17 protein-coding genes, 2 rRNA genes and 1 pseudogene are annotated in these 16192 nt (G+C 65.1%); 11 read left to right on the forward strand and 9 right to left on the reverse strand.

All coding sequences use genetic code 11. The features are described 5' to 3' along the window. Positions 1 to 116 (forward strand): 5S ribosomal RNA (rrf, locus tag C491_RS15185); the annotation flags it as partial. A 55-nt stretch (positions 117 to 171) separates the two neighbouring features. After that, a 5S ribosomal RNA gene (rrf, locus tag C491_RS15190) occupies positions 172 to 293 on the forward strand. Between the two features lie 192 nt (positions 294 to 485). Here rrf (C491_RS15190) and C491_RS15195 read toward each other — a convergent pair. Next, complete coding sequence (locus C491_RS15195; protein WP_005557857.1) at positions 486 to 785, reverse strand: DUF4242 domain-containing protein; 300 nt, start codon at positions 783 to 785, stop codon at positions 486 to 488. Between the two features lie 106 nt (positions 786 to 891). On the opposite strand from C491_RS15195, the pseudogene C491_RS15200 reads away from it, so the two are divergent. The 3 genes and pseudogenes from C491_RS15200 to fer all read left to right on the forward strand — a co-directional run bounded on the left by C491_RS15200 (position 892) and on the right by fer (position 4407). Then, positions 892 to 1527: pseudogene (locus C491_RS15200) on the forward strand (IS6 family transposase). 111 nt (positions 1528 to 1638) lie between these two features. Continuing rightward, positions 1639 to 3858 carry a CDC48 family AAA ATPase gene (locus C491_RS15205; RefSeq protein WP_005557859.1) on the forward strand — a complete coding sequence of 740 codons (2220 nt, stop codon included), beginning with the start codon at positions 1639 to 1641 and terminating at the stop codon, positions 3856 to 3858. Between the two features lie 66 nt (positions 3859 to 3924). Next, positions 3925 to 4407: a ferredoxin Fer gene (gene fer, locus C491_RS15210; protein ID WP_005557861.1), complete on the forward strand. Its 483-nt coding sequence runs from the start codon at positions 3925 to 3927 to the stop codon at positions 4405 to 4407. 39 nt (positions 4408 to 4446) lie between these two features. On the opposite strand, the gene C491_RS15215 is transcribed toward fer, so the two are convergent. Beyond that, on the reverse strand, positions 4447 to 5004 hold the full coding sequence (locus tag C491_RS15215) for a hypothetical protein (protein WP_005557864.1): 558 nt from the start codon (positions 5002 to 5004) through the stop codon (positions 4447 to 4449). Positions 5005 to 5099: 95 nt separating this feature from the next. Then, a complete protein-coding gene (locus C491_RS15220) occupies positions 5100 to 5384 on the reverse strand; it encodes an ArsR/SmtB family transcription factor (protein ID WP_005557867.1) in 285 nt (94 codons plus the stop codon). 94 nt (positions 5385 to 5478) lie between these two features. Here C491_RS15220 and C491_RS15225 point away from each other — a divergent pair, with 94 nt between their 5' ends. Beyond that, positions 5479 to 5781 (forward strand): amphi-Trp domain-containing protein, encoded by a 303-nt coding sequence (locus C491_RS15225; RefSeq protein ID WP_005557869.1) that lies wholly within the window; start codon positions 5479 to 5481, stop codon positions 5779 to 5781. Positions 5782 to 5783: 2 nt separating this feature from the next. Further along, positions 5784 to 6554 carry a class I SAM-dependent methyltransferase gene (locus C491_RS15230; protein ID WP_005557871.1) on the forward strand — a complete coding sequence of 257 codons (771 nt, stop codon included), beginning with the start codon at positions 5784 to 5786 and terminating at the stop codon, positions 6552 to 6554. 36 nt (positions 6555 to 6590) lie between these two features. Here C491_RS15230 and C491_RS15235 read toward each other — a convergent pair whose 3' ends face one another. Together C491_RS15235 and C491_RS15240 are read right to left on the reverse strand one after the other, a co-directional pair. After that, positions 6591 to 8309 (reverse strand): pyrroloquinoline quinone-dependent dehydrogenase, encoded by a 1719-nt coding sequence (locus C491_RS15235; protein ID WP_005557873.1) that lies wholly within the window; start codon positions 8307 to 8309, stop codon positions 6591 to 6593. 6 nt (positions 8310 to 8315) lie between these two features. Continuing rightward, complete coding sequence (locus C491_RS15240; RefSeq protein WP_005557875.1) at positions 8316 to 9218, reverse strand: hypothetical protein; 903 nt, start codon at positions 9216 to 9218, stop codon at positions 8316 to 8318. A gap of 383 nt (positions 9219 to 9601) precedes the next feature. On the opposite strand from C491_RS15240, the gene C491_RS15245 reads away from it, so the two are divergent. After that, on the forward strand, positions 9602 to 10678 hold the full coding sequence (locus tag C491_RS15245) for an ABC transporter substrate-binding protein (protein WP_005557877.1): 1077 nt from the start codon (positions 9602 to 9604) through the stop codon (positions 10676 to 10678). Positions 10679 to 10717: 39 nt separating this feature from the next. Next, positions 10718 to 11548, forward strand: coding sequence for an ABC transporter permease (locus tag C491_RS15250; protein WP_005557879.1), 831 nt, complete (start codon positions 10718 to 10720; stop codon positions 11546 to 11548). A gap of 32 nt (positions 11549 to 11580) precedes the next feature. On the opposite strand, the gene C491_RS15255 is transcribed toward C491_RS15250, so the two are convergent. The 4 genes from C491_RS15255 to C491_RS23330 all read right to left on the reverse strand — a co-directional run bounded on the left by C491_RS15255 (position 11581) and on the right by C491_RS23330 (position 14609). Then, positions 11581 to 12357, reverse strand: coding sequence for an ABC transporter permease (locus tag C491_RS15255; RefSeq protein WP_005557881.1), 777 nt, complete (start codon positions 12355 to 12357; stop codon positions 11581 to 11583). Continuing rightward, positions 12350 to 13093, reverse strand: coding sequence for an ABC transporter ATP-binding protein (locus C491_RS15260; protein WP_005557883.1), 744 nt, complete (start codon positions 13091 to 13093; stop codon positions 12350 to 12352). The genes C491_RS15255 and C491_RS15260 overlap by 8 nt, the downstream gene beginning before the upstream one ends. Then, positions 13090 to 14355, reverse strand: coding sequence for an ABC transporter substrate-binding protein (locus tag C491_RS15265; protein ID WP_005557885.1), 1266 nt, complete (start codon positions 14353 to 14355; stop codon positions 13090 to 13092). Before C491_RS15265 ends, C491_RS15260 begins: the two co-directional genes overlap by 4 nt. Before the next feature lie 89 nt (positions 14356 to 14444). Further along, complete coding sequence (locus C491_RS23330) at positions 14445 to 14609, reverse strand: hypothetical protein (RefSeq protein WP_005557887.1); 165 nt, start codon at positions 14607 to 14609, stop codon at positions 14445 to 14447. A gap of 255 nt (positions 14610 to 14864) precedes the next feature. On the opposite strand from C491_RS23330, the gene C491_RS15270 reads away from it, so the two are divergent. Both C491_RS15270 and C491_RS15275 read left to right on the forward strand, forming a co-directional pair. Continuing rightward, positions 14865 to 15044, forward strand: coding sequence for a hypothetical protein (locus tag C491_RS15270; protein WP_005557889.1), 180 nt, complete (start codon positions 14865 to 14867; stop codon positions 15042 to 15044). Between the two features lie 206 nt (positions 15045 to 15250). Then, a complete protein-coding gene (locus C491_RS15275) occupies positions 15251 to 16126 on the forward strand; it encodes a hypothetical protein (RefSeq protein WP_005557890.1) in 876 nt (291 codons plus the stop codon). Positions 16127 to 16192: the final 66 nt, after the last annotated feature.

Here is a 16192-nt window from a genome sequence, read left to right on the forward strand (position 1 = left end):
GGCCACAGCGGCGAGGTACCTCCCGTACCCATCCCGAACACGGAAGATAAGCTCGCCAGCGTTTCGGGGAGTACTGGAGTGGGAGACCCTCTGGGAAATCCGATTCGCCGCCACCACTCATATCGGCGACCGACAGTGGTTTAACGACGGTTCGATTCCGTCGGTCGGCATTACAGCGGCCACAGCGGCGAGGTACCTCCCGTACCCATCCCGAACACGGAAGATAAGCTCGCCTGCGTTTCGGGGAGTACTGGAGTGGGAGACCCTCTGGGAAATCCGATTCGCCGCTCCCTTTCATACACTTCAGTTACCGAGAGTCGAAACGCCGACCACGGTAGCTGTTATCCTTCCCACCGAGAGCGGTCAGCAGACTCGCTGTCGGTCGAAACAGACGTTGCCTACGATCGACCACGTACGATATCGCCAAGAGTCGAGTGTCCGCAGAGCAATCGCTTCGCTCCGACTGGACACCAGCGAGACCGGTGCTACTCGCCCTCGAGCGGCTCCCCTCGCCGGTCGATTCGCGTCGCCGGGAGGCCCGCTCGCTCGGCGTGTTCGCGAACGGCGTCCGTGCCTTCGGCTCGATAGTGACAGAAGGTGCCCGTGATCTTTCCGTTCTCGTTCGTCAGTACTTCGGAGTCGACCCACCGGATTCCGACCCCCTCGTCGCGGAGTTCCTCGAGAGTCTCTCCCGACTGCTCGCCGGCGGCCTCGAGTTCGGATTCCGTGATTGGGTCGTCGAGCGCGCGGAGGATCAGGAAGTCCTCTAAGTCGCTGTCTGTCATGTTCCATGTTATCTCTCAACGTCATCTCTGATAAGCATTCGTTCGATCCGGACGGTCGTGTTTAGTTAAGGCTAAAGGATGAGGCGGGGTGATTTTCAGCTGGTTCATGGCGAAAATCGCCCGCCTCAGTGGTTGTAGCGACTGGATCGAATTAGGGTTTGTGGAGCGAGAGCGGACACCGCGTCGTCTGATGGAACTGGGTATTCGACTCCATCTTGCGGGGTTATCGCTTTCGAATACCATCTCTGAACTTGAGAAGTTCGGTGTCGAACGGTCGCGGAAAGCTGTCCACGACTGGGTGCAGAAAGCCGATCTACAGCCCGCCAGCGACGCGAGTCCGGATCACGTTGCGGTCGACGAGACAGTGATCCGAATCAACGGTCAACAGTTCTGGCTGTACGCTGCTGTCGATCCCGAGACGAACGATTTCTTGCATATGTAGCTCTTTACAACGACTACAACGGCATTGACTCAACGGTTTCTGCGAGAGCTTCGTGAGAAACATGACGTCGCTGACGCCGTGTTTCTCGTCGATCAAGCACACCATCTAGCGGCTGCATTGCAACGAGCCGGGCTCCGATTTCAAACCGAACGTCACGGAAGTCGGAACGCTGTCGAACGTGTCTTTAGGGAGATAAAACGACGCACATCCTCATTCAGCAATAGCTTTAGCCACGTCGATCCAGCCACCGCTGAAACATGGCTGCAAGCCTTCGCAGTCTGGTGGAATTCGCTTAATTAAACACGATGATCCGGACGGACCGACTATGCGACCGTTCGGACCTCGACCCCGCAATCGATCCAAACGTTCTTGCCTTCGAGCGTGACACGTTACCAAAGGACGACTCTATCGATGAAACTCACCGTCAAACCGCTCGCCTCGAACCAGCGGGAACGCTCCGTCGCCGTCCTCGAGCGAGACGTGATGGCCTCGCTCAGTGTCGAATCCGGAGAGTACGTCGCCCTCGAGGGGCCAACAGGGGAATCGACCATTGTCGAGGTGCTGTCGCGGCCGTCCGAGGAGCGGGCGGAGCGAACGATCCGTCTCGATCGGGAGGTCTCGGAGCGACTCGACGTCGATACTGGAGAACGTGTCCGTGTCGAACCGGCCGAGGTCAGGTCGGCCGAACGGGTCTCGATAGCGTTACCCGACGACGTTTCCTCCGCCGAGGCGCTCGAGTTCGCTCAGCGAGATGCCCTCGTCGGCCGCGTCGTTTCGGACGGGGAGACGGTACGAATTGACGCCGAAGCCTCCCGATCCGTTCCGATCGAAGTCGTCGACGTCGATCCGGCCGATCCCGCCGTCGTCGAGGAGTGGACGTCGATCGTCATCGCTCCCGAACCGGCGGCGGTCGACGAGGAGGACTGCGATGCGACGGATCCCGTGGTGACCTACGACGACGTCGGCGGCCTCGCGGACGAACTCGAGCAGGTGCGGGAGGTCGTCGAGTTGCCGATGCGGTATCCCGGCGTGTTCGATCGACTCGGCATCGACCCGCCGAAGGGAGTCCTTCTGTACGGACCGCCGGGGACCGGGAAGACGCTCATCGCCCGCGCGATGGCCAACGAGGTCGGCGCCCACTTTCAGACGCTTCGGGGTCCGGAGATCGTCTCGAAGTACCACGGCGAGAGCGAGGAACGGCTCCGAGAGGTGTTCGAGGAGGCCGAGGAGAACGCCCCGGCGATCGTCTTCATCGACGAGATCGACGCCATCGCGCCGAAACGGGAGGACGTGGGCGACGTCGAGCGCCGGATCGTCGCCCAGTTGCTCTCCCTGCTCGACGGCGGTGACGACAGAGGCCAGGTCGTCGTCGTCGGGACGACGAACCGCGTCGACTCCGTCGATCCCGCCCTCCGCCGCCCGGGCCGGTTCGACCGCGAGGTCGAGATCGGCGTGCCGGACGCCGACGAGCGAGCCGAAATCCTCGGGATCCACGCGGCCGACGTCTCCATCAATGACTCGATCGATCTCGAGCGCTACGCCGAGCGCACCCACGGCTTCGTTGGGGCGGATCTTGAGAACTTGATCAGGGAGAGCGCAATGTGTGCGCTGCGTCGGCTGCGAGCCGACTCCTCGAGCGATTCCATCGAACTGCCGACCGACCGACTGGACGCCGTCGAGATCGATGAGTCGGATCTCGAAGCGGCGGTACGCGAGATCGAACCGTCGGCGATGCGAGAGGTGTTCGTCGAGGTGCCGGACGCGACCTGGGAGGACGTCGGCGGGCTCGAAGAGGTAACCCGAACCCTCCGGGAGACGGTCCAGTGGCCCCTCGAGTACGCCGACGCTTTCGACCGCGTCTCGCTACGCCCGGCGACCGGCGTCCTGCTGTACGGCCCGCCAGGGACCGGGAAAACGCTGCTCGCACGGGCCGTCGCGAACGAGGCTCAGTCGAACTTCATCTCGATCAAGGGGCCCGAACTCGTCGACAAGTACGTCGGCGAGTCGGAACGCGGGATTCGGAATGTTTTCAGTAAGGCCCGCGAGAACGCGCCGACGGTGCTCGTGTTCGACGAGATCGACGCCATCGCCGGCACCCGAAGCGATTCCAGCGAGACGGCGGTCGGCGAACGCGTCGTCAGCCAGCTCCTGACCGAACTCGACGGGCTCGAAGAACTCGAGGACGTCGTCGTCCTCGCGACGACGAACCGACCGGATCGGATCGACGACGCGCTCTTGCGGGCGGGGCGGTTCGAACAACACGTTCGCGTCGGAGAGCCCGACGAGGCGGCCAGGCGGGAGATCTTCGAGATCCACCTTCGGGATCGCCCGCTCGCGGCGGACGTCGACCTCGGGACACTCGCCGAGCGGACCGAGGGTGCTGTCGGCTCCGATATCGAGGGTATCTGCCGGACTGCGGCGATGAACGCCGTTCGCGACTACGTCGAGACGTCCGCCAACGGTGAGCGCGATGACCCGATCGACAGGAAAGTCGGAGCGACGCCCTCCCTCGAGAGCCTCGAGCTAACGGCCGATCACTTCGAACGAGCCCTCCAGACGGCCGACGAGGAGACGCCCGAGGCGTTCGCTCGAGGGGTGGACGGGTTCGACGCGTTCGTCAACGACGGTTGAGCGGGTCTGAACCGAGCGCCGGAGGCGACCACCGATGCTAAGTGTGTGCACGGCTAGTGGTTGTGTATGTCACACAACCTCCCTCACGTCAGGCTCGGCGAGGACGCCGCGGAGCGCGGTGACGGCGACGGCGACGAGGGACCCGTCCGCACCGTCGAGTACCTCAACTACGAGATCCTGAGCGAACAGGGATGGGATATGGACGACGAGAACCTCTTCGAGAAGGCAGCGGAGGCCGATCTGGGGGATGACGACTACGGACGGGTCGAGATCACCGGCCGACGGTACATCCTCGACGCCGCTGAAGATCAGGGGTTCGAGTGGCCCTACGAGTGTCGCGCCGCCTCGTGTGCGAACTGCGCCGGCATCGTCTACGAGGGCGACGTCGAGATGGACATGGATCTCATCCTCACCGACGAGGAGGTCGAAGAGCGAGGGATCGTTCTCACCTGCCAGGCGCTTCCGGCCAGCGACGAGGTAAAACTCGTCTACAACGCGATGTATCTCGACTACCTACAGGATCGAGTTATTGGGGTCCGAGAAGTTTGACGTTCTCCGACGCCGAAGGCCGGAACGATCGCCGACGGGTCAGGATTCGAGTTTCTCGATGGCCTCCTCGAGCCGCTTCGTGGGCGACTGCTCGGTGACGATCTGGTCCTGGCGGTAGGCGTCTATCGGGTCGGTGTCGACGTCGACGTCGGCCTCGGCAAGCGCGTCGAGTGCCGTCGCGAGCACGACCGTCTGGTACTCGAGTTGCGACTCGAGTTCGTTGACCTGTTCGAGCGTTCGCTCGGAGAGGTCGGTGAGCGACGCCGAGTACTCCGAGAGGTTCGCTTCGGCCTGATCGAGCCGTCGCTCGCCGAGGCTGATCGTCGCGAAGTTCTCGAGTTCGTCGACATCCTCGGACATCTGCGTGAGTTCGGACTCGACCGTCTCGAGTCGGTTGTCGACGACGCGCTCGATATACTGATCCATCGTCGTCGCCTCGGATTCCGCCTCCGAGCTCGAGTCGGACGACTCGGACGCGGTCTCTTCGACCGGTTCGTCCGCGGCGACCGCCCCGTTCTCGTTCGTACACGTGAGTACGTGACTCTTGTACGGACCTGGTGCCGGGTACTCCTCTCCACAGTGTGCACACTCTGGCATACGGGCACAATCAACATGGTAATGTAAATAGCTTTAGCTACCGCTTCGAACTCGAGGCGAAGCGACGAACGTCGACCGGAAACGGGGTCCCCTCGTTACGCTGACTCGTCGGACTGCTCCCTGGTCTGAAGGATGAACGTCCGTTCTGGCGGCGGCGCAGCGTACAGTTCCACGTCGCTGACGAGGCGGTAGTACTTGCGATTCCCGCGTCGGTAGTGGTCGACGAGTCCCGCCTCCTCGAGCACCCCGAGGTGGTGGACGGCCGACTTCCCGTTCATTCCGACGGATTCGGCGAGTTCGGAGACGTACTTCGGCTCCCGAGAGAGTTCTCGAATGATCTTTAGTCGTCGAGCGTTTCCCAGCGCCTCGAGCAGCGTCATGAACTACCGTACACGCAGCCGATAGTTGAGTGTTCCGTCACCTCCCGGACGCCGTCACGCACATTTATGTATTGACGGCGTGGTACACGTCACCATGACGAACAACGTCGAGTTCCCCGACGACGACGATCCCGAGCGGAGGGTCATCACGGACGGCTTCTTCGAACAGGAGATCTACCTCTCGCGAACCGAGACGGCGAGCTTTCTCCGCGAGATCGCCGACGCGCTCGAGAACGACGCGTCGCTGACGATCTCGGGCAGCAGCTGGGAGATCCCCTTCGAGTACCGAGAGCCGATCGAGGTCGAGATCGAGTTCTCCGGCCAGCGAACCTCGGAGCTCGAGATCGAACTCGAGTTCGAGGAAGCCCACGGCGGGAGCGATCTCAGCGTCGAGTGAGTGTGCTCGGACCCCGGTACTACTTCGGCGTCTACCACTGGCGGCGACGGTTCCGATCGCTCGCGCTCGCGGCGGTCGCGATCGCAGTTGCGGCCGTCGTCGGGAGCCGAACGCGGTCCCGAAGCCGGCGGGCGGCTGCGTCGCTCGTCGCCTCAGTTGCGGCCGTTCGCGGGTTCCGGACGCTGCGTCAGCTGGTGGGTCCGACGCCGTGGTCGCTCGAGCGAGCGAAGTACGATGCCCTCGCGAGCCGACTCCCGCTCGACCGAGCGGATCGGGTTCTCGACGTCGGCTGCGGCACGGGCCGGTCCCTTGTGGGGATCGCACCGCACGTTCCGGACGGAACGGACGTCGTCGGTCTCGACGTCTTCGACGACCGCGTCATCCTCGGGAACGGACCGCGACTGGCGCGGCGCAACGCCGACCGCGCCGGGATCGACGTCGAGCCGGTGGCCGGCGACGCGGCGACGCTCCCGCTTCGAGACAGCTCGGTCGATGTCGCGACCGCCTGCCGGGTGTTGCACGATCTTCCGGCCTCGAGTGCCGAGGACGCACTCTCGGAGCTCCGACGGGTCTGTACGGCCGACGCGACGGTCGGCGTTCTCGAACTTCCGCTCGTACCCGACGACGTCGCGGGCGATCCCGACCCGGAGGCGTACTGGGTCGATCGTGTCCTCGAGGCCGGGTTCGAGATCGAGACCCTCGAGCGTCTCGAGCTGGCGGGTCGGACGGAGCCGTACATCGTTATCGTGGCTCGGCCGAACACCGGTCGCTGATCGGTCGGCGGGCCAAAAAAGAACGTCGTCGGTCGCTCACTCCGACAGCGAGAAGACGGCCAGTCGAGTGTCGCGGCCGCCGGCACCGCGACGGAGCCAACCGCTGCCGCCGACCTGGATCGCGACGTACTGCTTTCCGGCGTCGGAATCGTACCAGCTCATCGGACTGCCGGCGATCGACGCCTCGCCGAGGTCGTACTCCCAGAGGCGGTCGCCGCTCTCGCCGTCGTAGGCGATGAAGTCGCCGTTCTGGGTGCCGGTGAAGACGACACCGGTCTCGGTCGTCACCATGCCGCCCCAGATGTAGGCGTCGCTCTCGATCCAGTCGCGCCAGACGCGTTCGCCGGTTTCGGGGTTGATCGCGACGATGGCGCTGATCTTCTCGTTGTACTCCTCGGGAACGGCTTCAGTCTGGTCTTCCAGGATTCCGCCCCAGTACTTCTTGCCCTCCTCGTACTCCTCGAAGCGCCACCAGGCCTCCTGGGGCGAGTTGTTCATCTTCATGTACGCGAGCCCGGTCTCGGGGTTGTAGGCTGGCGGTTGCCAGTCGTTGCCCCCCATCGCGCCGGGCATGAACGGCATCCGGCGACCCTCGTCGATGTGCGGGATCATCCGGTACATGTTCAGCTGCTGGACGCCGGGTTCGCTGCGCTCGATGAGCTCGCCCGTCCCGGTGTCCATCGTGTAGACCCAGCCCGTCTTACCCGCGGAGACGACGACGTCTTTGGTCGTGTTGCGGTGTTCGATTTCCATATCCCGGATGAGGATCCGGGGCGCCGCGGAGTCGTAGTCCCAGACGTCGTGGGCAACCTCCTGATGGGTCCACAGCCGTTCACCGGTGTCCATGTCGAGCGCGAGCGTCCCGCAGCTGTTTCGGTTCGGTCCTGGACGGACGGAGCCGTCGAAGTCCGGCCCGGGGTTGCCGATCGGCAGGTAGAGTCGTCGCTCCTCGACGTCGATCGTCGCGTTCATCCAGTTCGTCGCACAGGACTGGTTGATGCTGTCGCCAACCCACTCGGTCTCGGGGGAGGTCCAGGTGTGCCAGACCTCCTCGCCGGTTTCGGCGTCGAGTGCCGTGTGGAACCCGCGAACGCCGTACTCGCCGCCGGCGCTGCCGGTGAAGATCATCCCGTCGAACGCGACCGGCGCCCAGGTTGCGGAGTACCCCTCCTCGTGGTCGGCGGTCGAGGTGTACCACTCCTCCTCGCCGGTGTAGCGATCGAGGGCGACGACGCCCGAGTCGAGCGTCGTCATGAACACCTTGTCGCCGTAGGCGGCGACGCCGCGGTTGTTGTCGTCACAGCAGAGCACGACGTCCGAGGGGACGGCGTACGTATAGCTCCAGAGGATGTCACCCTCCCGAGCGTCGATGGCCTTGACGTGGTTCGGGCCGTTCGACTGATACATGATCGGCGGATCGCCCGGTACGATCAGCGGCGTCCCCTCCATGCTCGAGCCGGCGCCGACGTCGAGCATGTACTCGACCTCGAGGTCGGCGACGTTGTCGGGCGTGATGACGTCGGCCGTCGTGCGACGGTGTTGTTCGTAGTTCCCGCCGTAGGTGAGCCAGGCCTCCGGGTTATCGCCGGACTCCTGAATCATCTCGTTGGTGACGTCGAACTCCTCGATCCGATCGACGTCGTGCTGGTGTGTTACCGATTTTTCGGGGGATCCGAGCACGCGGAACCCCTGGTCAGTCTCCCTAACAACCGTATCCTTTGCGGCCTGTACGGCCCTGTCTTCTTCGAGTGACATTGATGATTACCTCGCTTCGGATGGCGCACGCATCTCTTCCGTGATCCAGAACATGTTCTTGCAGATCTCCTCCTGATTGACGATCATGATCGCCGCACCGGCGGTGATCGCGGCGGTCAGCTGCGAGTCGGTCAGCCCCTCCTCGCGGGTGATATCGAGCGCCGCCTGCGCCAGCAGGTGGAACCCGCCGAGCAGCGCTTTGATATCCCAGTAGCCGTCGTCGAGAATCTCCTCGGTGACGAGAACTCGGTTCTGCCAGAGGTGGACGTCGAGCGCATTGATCCACAGCAACGTCCCGCCGGCCGCCCGCTGGTGAAGCGGCGGGACGTGTTCGACGCCGAACTCTACCTCGGCGGGGATCTCCTTCGTCGGTACCCACCGGGCGAGCCGATCGTTGTTGTTCGTGACGTCCATGACGAGCGCGATCCGCTCTTGCTCGTCGAACCCGAGCGCCTCGAGTTCGGCCGTCAGCTCGTCGGTGGCGATCAGCTCGTGGGCCGTCCCCTCGATGTGTTCCGGCGTGAACCGCGGCAGGTTCGCCTCGAGACTCTCGAAGAAGTCGACGTCGACGAGATGTTCGTAGATCTCCCAGCCGGGTTCGGCGAGCTCGCGATAGAGCACCTCCGCTTCGGTTTCACCCTCCGGGATTCCCTGTTCCCGGACCTCCGGCAGGCGCTCGAGCTGTCTCGAGAGCTCCTCGAGTTGCGTCTCGAGCAACTCGGCGTCCAGCTTCCCCGAGAGATCGCTCCGAATCGATTCGCCCATCGAGGCGAACTCGGGATCGTCCGTCCGCTCTACCTCGTCGCGCAGCCGCTCGATCGTCAGCTGATCGCCGTCGCGGACCTCATCGACGTCGAGCGTCCGGGCTAGCTGTCGTTGTGCTTCGTCCGTAATCTGTGCCGTCGTCATGTGTCACGCTCCCCGTCGTCCGTTATGCGTCCCGTGGTTTCATTCACCATGCGTTGTGTGTGGCCAACGTACACGATCTTAGACCTTATTATAATAAATCTATAATTAAAACTCGAAATTATGCGCTCTGGAGCGTCTCTGTCGGCTCTCCGATAACAACGAGGCTATCGATTCGCATAGCGTCGGGTCCTGTCGCGGGAGAGTCGTCGGCACCATGATAGAAATCAGTTATTACTACGTCTCGAATCGTGTCAACGGACTGCCTACTACAGCGAAACGGAGTACAATGTCGGCCGGTCGGTAGCGGTTCGGTACTCGAGTACTTAAACCTTAATCCAAATGATTTATACAGTCTTTCGTTGACAACCACTACTGGTGAGAGTGTGAATTACACACAAAGTACACGACGTGGGGTCCTCGCCCTCGGTGGCGCGGTCGCCCTCTCGGGGTGTGCCGGTCGACTCGGCGGGAGCGGAGACGGCGATCCGTCCGCGGAGGACGGGGTCGCGGTAGAGTCCGTCTCGCTACTGCTCAACTGGAACATGGGCGGACTTCACACGCCCTACGTTGCCGCCCGCGAGAACGGGTTCTACGAGGAGGAGGGGTTTACCGACGTCGAGTTCAAGAGCGGCGATGGCTCCGACTTCGCAGCGAACCAGGCCGGACTCGGCAACACCGAGTTCGCGATCTCGAGCGGCGACCAGATACTGGCGGTCAACAGCAACGAGCTGTCGCCGCGGGCGGTCGGCATCGTCATGCAGCGAAACCCGAACGTCGTCTTCGCCGACCGCGAGGGGTTCGGGGAGCTCACCGATCCGGAACAGCTCGAGGGCGTCACGGTCGGCAGCGGTCCGGGAATGGTCCGGACGATGACCGAGGCATACCTCGCTCATCACGACCTCCTCGACACCGTCGAGTACGTCGACGCCGGCTTCGACACCGTCCAGCAACTGCTGGCCGGCGAGATCGACGTCGCGGGCGGCGTCTTCAGCGACGTCGTCGACGCCAGACACCAGGACCGGGAGATCGACGTCCTCGAGATCGAAGACGCCGTCCCCTCCTACGGCCACCTGATCACGACCGACGACTCCTTCGCCGAGGAGAACCCCGACACGGTCGAGGCGTTCCTCCGGGCGACCGCGCGGGGCGCCGTCTGGGCGGCTCAGAATCCGGACGAGGCGATCGACCACCTCGTCGACGTCCAGCCCGAACTCGAGGAGACCCGGGAGAATCAGGCCGACAAGTGGGAGGAGATGTACACCGGGTACATGCTCTCGGAGACGGTCGAGACGGAGGGCTGGGGAGCGAGTGCTCCGGAGCCGTGGGAGGAAACCTACGACGTGCTCGCCGACGGCGACGCCCTCGAGAACGAGGTCGACCCGGCCGACGTCTGGACGAACGACTACCTCGACAGCGAGGACGAGTACGTCGCGGAGTTCGCCGACCGGATCGATGAGTAACCGGCCCGCAGCACTCGAGAGTCGAGACCGACGCCCCGCATGATCGACGAGCAGGCCGACCGACGCGGCGGGCGACGGCTCGAGCGGGTCCCGAGCAGTCGCGACGTCCTCGAGGGCTCCCGAACGGTCGTCCACGGGCTCGTGACGCGGCTGCTCCCGCCGACGATCGTGTTCGTCCTGTTGCTCTTAGCGTGGCACGGCGCCGTCGTCTACTACGACGTGCCGACGATCGTGTTGCCGTCGCCGGCCGAGGTCGGGGCGACGCTCGGCGAGACGTATCCGACGCTGCTCGGCGACGCCGCCGTCACGGCGGCAACGGCTGGAATCGGACTCGTCGCCGGCACCGTCGTCGGTGCTGGCCTCGCCTTCGCGATGATCGGCTCCCGTCGAGCGGCGAGCACGATCCTCCCGTACGTCGTCGCGCTCCGCATCGCGCCGGTGATCGCGATCGCCCCGCTACTCTTTCTGTGGTTCGGCCGCGGCGTTCCCGCTCGAGCGCTGGTCGTCACCACGCTGACGGTGTTCCCAATCACGATCGCGACCCTCGACGGACTTCGCGGCACCCCGGAGTCGTACCTCGAGCTGCTGCGGACGGTCGATGCGTCGCCGACGGCAGTGTTCGTCCACATCCGGATCCCGGCGGCCGCGCCGAGCGTCTTCGCCGGGCTCAAGATCGCCGCGACGCTGTCGGTCATCGGCGCGGTCGTCGCCGAGTTCGTCACGCTCAACGCCGGGCTCGGCTACCGGGTGTTCGAGACGGCGGCGTACCTCCGGACGGCGGAGACCTACGCCGCGCTGGTCGTCCTCTCCGTGGTCGGGATCGGCTTCTATCTCGTTCCCGTCGTCCTCGAGCGCGCGTTCTGGCACTGATCGCGACACCATCTCCCGGTTCTCGACGGGCGTCAGTCGAGGGTCTCGAGCCCGAGCCGTTCGTGGACGCGTCGCTGGACGAGGACGACGATCCCGTACAGCGCCAGTCCCACGAGCAACAGGACGACAAGCGCCGCGAGCATGACGTCGGGACGGACGTTCTCCGAACCCATCAGGATCAGAAAGCCCAGCCCGTTGTCGGCGACGACCCACTCGGCGACGACCGCGCCGACGACCGCGAGGGTCACCGACTGTTTCAGGCCGGCGAAGATGTCGGGGATCGCGTAGGGAACGTCGACGTACAGGATCCGCTCGATCGGCCCGGCGTCGACCGACCGCAGCAGGTCGTGGTGGGCCGTCGGGGTGCGATCGAGCCCCGCCGCGGTGTTCAACACCAGCGGGAAGAAGGTGATGAGCGCGACGAAGACGATCGCCGTCGTCATCCCCGTGCCGAGGTAGATGAGCAACAGCGGGGCGATCGCGAGCTTCGGCAACACCCGGACCGTCACGAGGTAGGGATAGACCGCCCGGCGAAACCACGGGACGTACGCGACGAAGGCGGCGAGGGCGATTCCCGCCCCGATCCCGATCGCGCCGCCGTAGACGACCTTCTCGAGGGTGAACAGCGCGTTCACGAGGTACAGCTCCGGATTGCCGGCCAGTCGCGCGACGACGGCGTCGGGAGCGGGAAGGAGAAACGGCGGGATGTCGCCGAGTGCCGTCAGCGCCCACCAGAGCGCGACGCCCGCACAAAGTGCGCTCACGGGGTAGACGGCACCGCTACCGGCGACGCTGATCCGTTCAGTCATAGCTCTCGTGCAGCGTCCGGCGGACGGCCGCGACCTGTTCCTGGAACGCCCCCGAGCCGAGCGACTCCGTATCCCGAGGACCGGGCAGGTCGATGTCGAACGTCGCCTCGATTCGCCCCGGCCGGTCGCACATTACGACGCACCGATCCCCGAGAAACACCGCCTCGGGGACGCTGTGAGTGACGAAGACGATCGTCTTCCGCTCGCGACGCCAGAGCGACCGGATCTCGACGCCGAGCTCGTCGCGGGTGATCTCGTCGAGTTCGCCGAACGGCTCGTCCATCAACAGCACGTCCGCCCCGAGGTGGATCGCTCGAGCGATGGCGACGCGCTGTTTCATCCCGCCCGAGAGCGCGGCTGGCCGGGCGTCCTCGAACCCGTCGAGCCCCATCGTCTCGAGCAACGCCCGCGCGCCCTCGCGATCCGGTGGTTTGTCGGCCATCTTTCGGAGAAAGACGACGTTCTCGAGGGCGCTCTTCCAGGGGAGCAGCGTGTGTTGCTGGAAGACGAACCCGACGTCGCCCGCCTCCTGTGCGACCGACGGCGATCGGCCGTCGATGGTCACGCGTCCCGTCGTCGGCTCCTGGAGTCCGCCGATCGCGCGCAGCACCGTCGTCTTTCCGCAGCCCGAGGGGCCGACGACGGTGACGAACTCCCCGTCGTCGATCCCGAGGTCGACGTCGGCAACCGCGGTGAACTCGTCGAACGCGACGCCGACGCTCTCGAGGTCGATCACGTTCCCTCCGCAAGCAGCTCCCCCTGCTCGAGCGCCGTTCGGAGTCGATCCCAGGTTCGCTCGCGCTGCCAGCCCCAGCCGCGTTCACGTGTGTCGTCGCTGTGCCCGAACTCCCGGACCGCTCGCTCGAACGTCTCTCGGACGCGCTCGGGCTCGTCGTCGCCGCGGTCGGCGATTCGCGCCGCCGCCGGGTCGGGATCGCGGGTTGCCTCCCGCCAGCCGCCGGCCGTCCCCGCGAGGAGGGCCTCGAGCGACGACCGACGCCGCTCCAGCGCCTGTTCTCGGGCGACGATCGTCGGCCCGTAGACCGGGAAGTGGTCGGTGAGCAACAGCGTGTCGACGGTCTCGCCGCGTTCCTCGAGCTCCCGCGGGTCGGTGATGGAGCCGGTGACGACGTCCGCCTCCCCCGTCAGCAGCGCCGTCCGTTCCTCGCCGGTCGTCTCCTCGATCTCGAGATCTCCCTCGAGGGCCGTCTGGGAGACGAACAGACGACCGAGCACTCCCGTCTCGGAACGGGCGGGCATGCCGATCCGTTGTCCTCGAAGCTGGTCGACGCCGCGAAGCTCCGTGCCGAAGACGTCACGGGTGGAGTACAGCACCGTCATTGCGCGCTGGTAGAGAACCGCGATCGGCACGATCGGCACGCCGGCCGCCCTGGCCCGGAGGACGGTCGCGGCGCCGGCGACCGCGACGTCCGCCTCGCCGGCGTCGATCCGATCGACCGCGCGTCGGGATCCCTCGTGGTGTTCGAACCCGACGTCGACCCCGTACTCGTCGTACCAGCCCGACTCGGCGGCCGCGTACAGCGGAACGTGAAGCCCGTTCGGCCGCCAGTTCAGTGCGACGGTCAGCTTCGGCTCGTCGACCGCCTTCGGCTCCCGGTTCGTCGCGTCCTCCCGAAAGATCTCGTCCGCCCGCTCGAGCAGCGTCGCCGCGTGTCGCTCGTACACCCGACGGCGGCTCGAGGCGAGGTCGTTGGCCGGTTGCCAGGCCGACGGCGGCCGTCCCTGGTTGACGCTTGCGACCGTGGAGCGCTCGATCAGCCCGTCAGTCTCGAGCCGGGTGACCGCGTCGCTGATCGGCGATCGGCTCAGCTCGGTCCCGACCCGAAGCTGGATCGTCGTCGCGGGGTCGTCCTCGCGGTCGGCCCGCAACAGCAGGTACGCCAGGACCCGTGCGGGCGTCCGTCCGAGCCCGATGGCGAGGTCGTCGACGATCGGCCGATCCTCGTCGTCGAGCACCCAGAACGTTCGCGAACGCATTCGTCATAACGGATTATGTGAGACCGCATAAGGGTACCCCCCGCCGTTCGCTCGATACCAGAGACAGTCCTCGAAAAAGCTGGGCGTCGCTACCGGTGGTTCGCCGCGCGGTGGTCGACTCGCGTCGGCTTGACCTTGCCGTGTTGCTCGAGCTCGTGGGCGTTGAGTCGCCGCTGGAGGTCGGCGCTCGAGGTGACGGCGAAGTACGTTTCACACACTGAACACTTATCGACGAGTAGATCGTTCGAACTCATAGTAGTAGTCTTCGGAGTCGAGTACGCAGTTTTCGGAACGTTCGACAGTCGTGCAAGGGACTCAGGAAGAATGACGGCCCTCATTGCGTGGGCCGGTCCCTTTTGACCGGTCTCGAGTGCATCCGGTACCGCGGTATGTGGCACCCTGAGGGCTGAGAACGGTCGAACCGGTGGCTGCTAGCGAACCGCTTTCGCCACCGGCCACGGCTACTGGGCCGTCCGAGGATTCATTACTGTGGTAGACAATAGCTACCTATGGATCCGTACACCGATGACCTCCGACTGCCGCGGGCGCGCCTCGAGCCGGACACGCGGGCGACCGTTCGCTGTCGGAACTGCCAGGCAACGTTTTCCCGGCGGGACGTTGACCTCCCGACGAAGGGAACGCTTCGGTGCCCCGAGTGTCACTCCGGCCCGATCGACGACCTCGACTGAGGTGGAACGCCGTCCATCGGTGCCGACGACGCTACTGGCTGCCCGTGGATAAGCCACGCGAGGTCGGTAGCCCGCCTGACAACGCTATCGAGTCCGTCACTGGGCAGTACCTCGAGAATTCTGGGTACGGTCTCGTCGAGGGCAGATAGTTCGAATCCGTCGCGAACGTTTTTGCCGTACAGCGTGGTACCCTCTCACAGTACTCAATGCGCCTCTCTCCCATAGATATCGGATCCGTTCGACAGCCGGAGTACACGGGCGAGAACCGCTGTCTGCCGTGTACGGCCGTCAACGTGGTGATCGCGCTCGTCCTGGCGGCGACGCTGGGGATCGTTACGACCGGCCTACTTGGGGTGGTCGCGCTCGGTGGCTTCCTCGCGGCGATCTACCTCCGTGGCTATCTCGTCCCGGGAACGCCGGCACTCACCGAGCGCTACCTCCCGGCGTCGATCCTTCGGCTGTTCGGGAAGGAACCGATCGCGACCCGCTCGCTCGAGGGAACCTCGCCGGAGGAACCCTGGACGCAACTCGCTGCTGCCGGGGTCGCCGACCCATCGCCCGACGGGACGCTCTCGCTGACCGATCGGTTCCGAGAGGCGTTCCGCGTCGAAGTCGGTCGCCGCGAGTCGGCGCCGGGAGCCGACGACGTCGAGGCCCTCGCAGCGGTCTCCGAGGCCGTCGAACGCGGGCCGCGGGCGTACTCGATCGACGGCAACCGGCTCCTCCGCTGGGAGTCCGACGCCGCGCTCGTCGCCGATACCGCGTCCGCGTCGGTCCTCCGTGAGACGGTCGAGGGCTGGTCGGATCTCGAGTGCGACGACCGCCTGGCGCTTCTCGAGCGGATTCGACTCCTGCTCGAGCGCTGTCCGAGCTGTGACGGTCCAATCGATCGAAACGACGAGCGGATCGACCCGTGCTGCCAACCCCCACACGTCGCCGTCTGGACAGTCTGTCGGGACTGTGACGCCGTCCTCGCGGACGTGACCGCACCCGAAGCGGACGCCGAGGCGTGGGCGGGACTGCTCGGAGTCGACACGAACGAACCGACTCGAACCGACGCGCCGGAGGCGGTCGAAGGCTAGTCGAGATCTCGACGATTCGGTCGGCATACCAGCCCGACGCTCGGGTCTTCTCCATGGGTTCAGTTT

It is taken from the genome of Natronococcus amylolyticus DSM 10524, from assembly GCF_000337675.1.
GTDB lineage: Archaea > Halobacteriota > Halobacteria > Halobacteriales > Natrialbaceae > Natronococcus > Natronococcus amylolyticus.